Below are 2,362 nucleotides of genomic sequence, written 5' to 3'. Positions count from 1 at the left end.
ATTGTCTATTTTATTGACAGGGGACCAAATAATCCATTCCCCAAATTGGAAAAGAGAATTAAAGAAAGAACTCACTGAATAAAATACTTAACTTAAGAAACCAAGTAAATCATTGCAGGGTCTATAATATACAAATACCCCCTCGAAAACATTGTTAAAATAACCCCCCAATATCTATATTATAGATGCTGGGGGTTATTTATATGTTTATATAATTTATAGTCCCTTGGTAAGAACCCTATTTATATTATTTCTGCTTCAATAATTTTTATATCTTTTTCATAATCTCTTTCTGAATAATTCTGTTCAAATCCCCTTAATAACTCTGAATTTAGTTTCTTAGCTGACATTTCCATTCCAATCATAGTTATACTTCCCGAAGTAACCCCACCAACGATTGGAACAATTTTCGCAATTCCAGAGGCTAGTCCTTTTCTGGTTAGTGTTTTTCCAGCAACTATACTAGTTATTTTTTTTAATAATGGGTACCACAAAGTTTTCATTAAGGGTTTCCCTAATATTTGTTTAGAAGCATACTTTATAGCATTAGAACTTGACACCCGCAACAAAGAAGCTGATCCATTTACTCCAGCCATTGTTCCTAAAAATAATAACAATCCATTTGTTTGAATTTTTCCATCTTCTTCGATCAAATCATCAAAATCATATATATAGGCTAATTGTTGAGCCAATCTGATGGAGTAAACCATGTTTTGAATAATATCGCCGGGTATTGTCCCTGCTATTGCAATTCCCCCGGGAATTCCAGTAAGAAAAGAAATAACAGTAGTATTTCTTACCGTTGCTGTAATTTGTTTTTGTGCAACCTTTTTTCTTTCTTTTAAGGAAATATCTAAGTGTCCATTGATAATATCTGATTCTGTTACTTTAAATACTTTTGCTAAATATTCAGATCTGTTAACATGTGCAATTGGATTTTCAACGACTAATTTTAAGAGTGAGCGAAAATCATTATTGGTGATTGCTTCTAACATTTTATTATTATTTAATGATTGCTTACCTGAATCCATTATTTCTAGCTCCTTAGCATTGGTAGTTTTTAACTATATTACCGGCATAAATTGAATGGTTAATCGCTGATTAGTTGCCTGAGCAATCTCAGATAATACCCTAGTTGAAGCATTCATCGATCCATTTTCAATCCTAGCAATGGTTGATTGTGGTTTACCAATTAGACTAGCAAATGCACGTTGACTCATACCCATATTTTCACGGAGATCACGGACTTTAACTGCTACCTCTAAATTGATGTTTTCTTGTTCAACGAGTTTTGCAAAATCAGGATTGTTTTTACTTCTTTCAGTAACATATTCGTCAATTTTACTCATTGTTGGTCCTCCTTGTTAAAATACTTGCTGCGTCGATTCCGAGCAATTTTCTTTTCAATTTCTGGTGTTTTTTGCGTTTTTTTAGTGAATGCATTGGTGATTAAGTACTGAGATCCTTGTACTTGGAAATAGATAGCTCTCTGAATATTTGAAGCTCTCTTAGAACGAATCTCATAGAGGTTGTTGTCTAGCTTTTTGACCCATAATTGACGTTCTGCGATGATTAGACCGTTATTTTCAATATTTTGAATGGTCGCAATTAATTTGGCAGCGTCTTTATCAGGTGATTGATTCAAAAATTTTTTAAATTCATTCCAGTCATAATAGTCAAATTCCATTTTTTTCATATTCACATGATAGCTTATTGGCTATCAAAAAGCAAACAAATATGTTATTACACAAATCCTTGGTACAAGTGGAAGTGTGAAATTCATATTTCCGCTTGTACCAAGGGATTATGTCTCCACCAACGAGGTGATTTTTATATGCAACAAATTGTCCTACCAATCAAAGATTCGAATGTACTTAATGATGTTCAAGATACTTTACTCAATAACTTTAAAGCTGGCCGGCGTAACTATACAGTTTTTCAAGTTGGCAAGGCGACACTGTTGCGAGTCAGTGATGTCATGCGCTTAAAACAGACCGATATTTTTAATCCGGACGGTTCTATTAAACAAAATACGTTCATTCATGACCGAAAAAACGGGTAAACCTAATACCTTGTACCTTAAACCGGTTCAAACAGGGCTCTTATTGTATCGCCAATGGCTACTTAATCATCAGCTGGATTCTGAATGGCTCTTTCCCTCAATTCAACACCCAGAGCGCCATATCACGGAAAAACAGTTCTACAAAATCATGAGTAAAGTTGGTGATCTGTTAGGAATTAATTATCTAGGTACCCATACAATGCGCAAAACCGGTGCTTATCGCGTCTACACGCAATCAAATTATAATATTGGATTAGTCATGAATTTGCTCAATCATTCTAGTGAAGCCATGACTTTAGC

The 2,362-nt window shown here is 34.1% G+C and carries 3 protein-coding genes and 1 pseudogene; 1 reads left to right on the top strand and 3 read right to left on the bottom strand.

The window, feature by feature from the left end; all coding sequences use genetic code 11:
• Nucleotides 1–242: 242 nt before the first annotated feature.
• The 3 genes from FC60_RS09040 to FC60_RS09030 are packed head-to-tail and all read right to left on the bottom strand — an operon-like array spanning nucleotide 243 to nucleotide 1,696.
• The gene (locus FC60_RS09040; protein WP_056938044.1) at nucleotides 243–1,031 is read right to left on the bottom strand and encodes a hypothetical protein; all 789 of its coding nucleotides are present in this window, start codon (nucleotides 1,029–1,031) and stop codon (nucleotides 243–245) included.
• A 33-nt stretch (nucleotides 1,032–1,064) separates the two neighbouring features.
• Nucleotides 1,065–1,349 (bottom strand): helix-turn-helix domain-containing protein, encoded by a 285-nt coding sequence (locus tag FC60_RS09035; RefSeq protein ID WP_010011622.1) that lies wholly within the window; start codon nucleotides 1,347–1,349, stop codon nucleotides 1,065–1,067.
• Nucleotides 1,346–1,696, bottom strand: coding sequence for a type II toxin-antitoxin system RelE/ParE family toxin (locus tag FC60_RS09030; RefSeq protein WP_056938043.1), 351 nt, complete (start codon nucleotides 1,694–1,696; stop codon nucleotides 1,346–1,348). The genes FC60_RS09035 and FC60_RS09030 overlap by 4 nt, the downstream gene beginning before the upstream one ends.
• Before the next feature lie 138 nt (nucleotides 1,697–1,834).
• On the opposite strand from FC60_RS09030, the pseudogene FC60_RS09025 reads away from it, so the two are divergent.
• Nucleotides 1,835–2,362: pseudogene (locus tag FC60_RS09025) on the top strand (site-specific integrase); the annotation flags it as partial.

Origin of the sequence: Limosilactobacillus gastricus DSM 16045 (assembly GCF_001434365.1) — a bacterium.
Taxonomy (GTDB): domain Bacteria; phylum Bacillota; class Bacilli; order Lactobacillales; family Lactobacillaceae; genus Limosilactobacillus; species Limosilactobacillus gastricus.
The sequence above is the reverse complement of the archived record's forward strand: the minus strand, read 5'-3'. Positions and strand labels throughout refer to the sequence as shown.

What these genes read in the sequence shown, in the direction of transcription:
- FC60_RS09040 (WP_056938044.1), bottom strand. Translation starts at nt 1,031, where the DNA reads ATGGATTCAGGTAAGCAATCATTAAATAATAATAAAATGTTAGAAGCA.
- FC60_RS09035 (WP_010011622.1), bottom strand. Translation starts at nt 1,349, where the DNA reads ATGAGTAAAATTGACGAATATGTTACTGAAAGAAGTAAAAACAATCCT.
- FC60_RS09030 (WP_056938043.1), bottom strand. Translation starts at nt 1,696, where the DNA reads ATGAAAAAAATGGAATTTGACTATTATGACTGGAATGAATTTAAAAAA.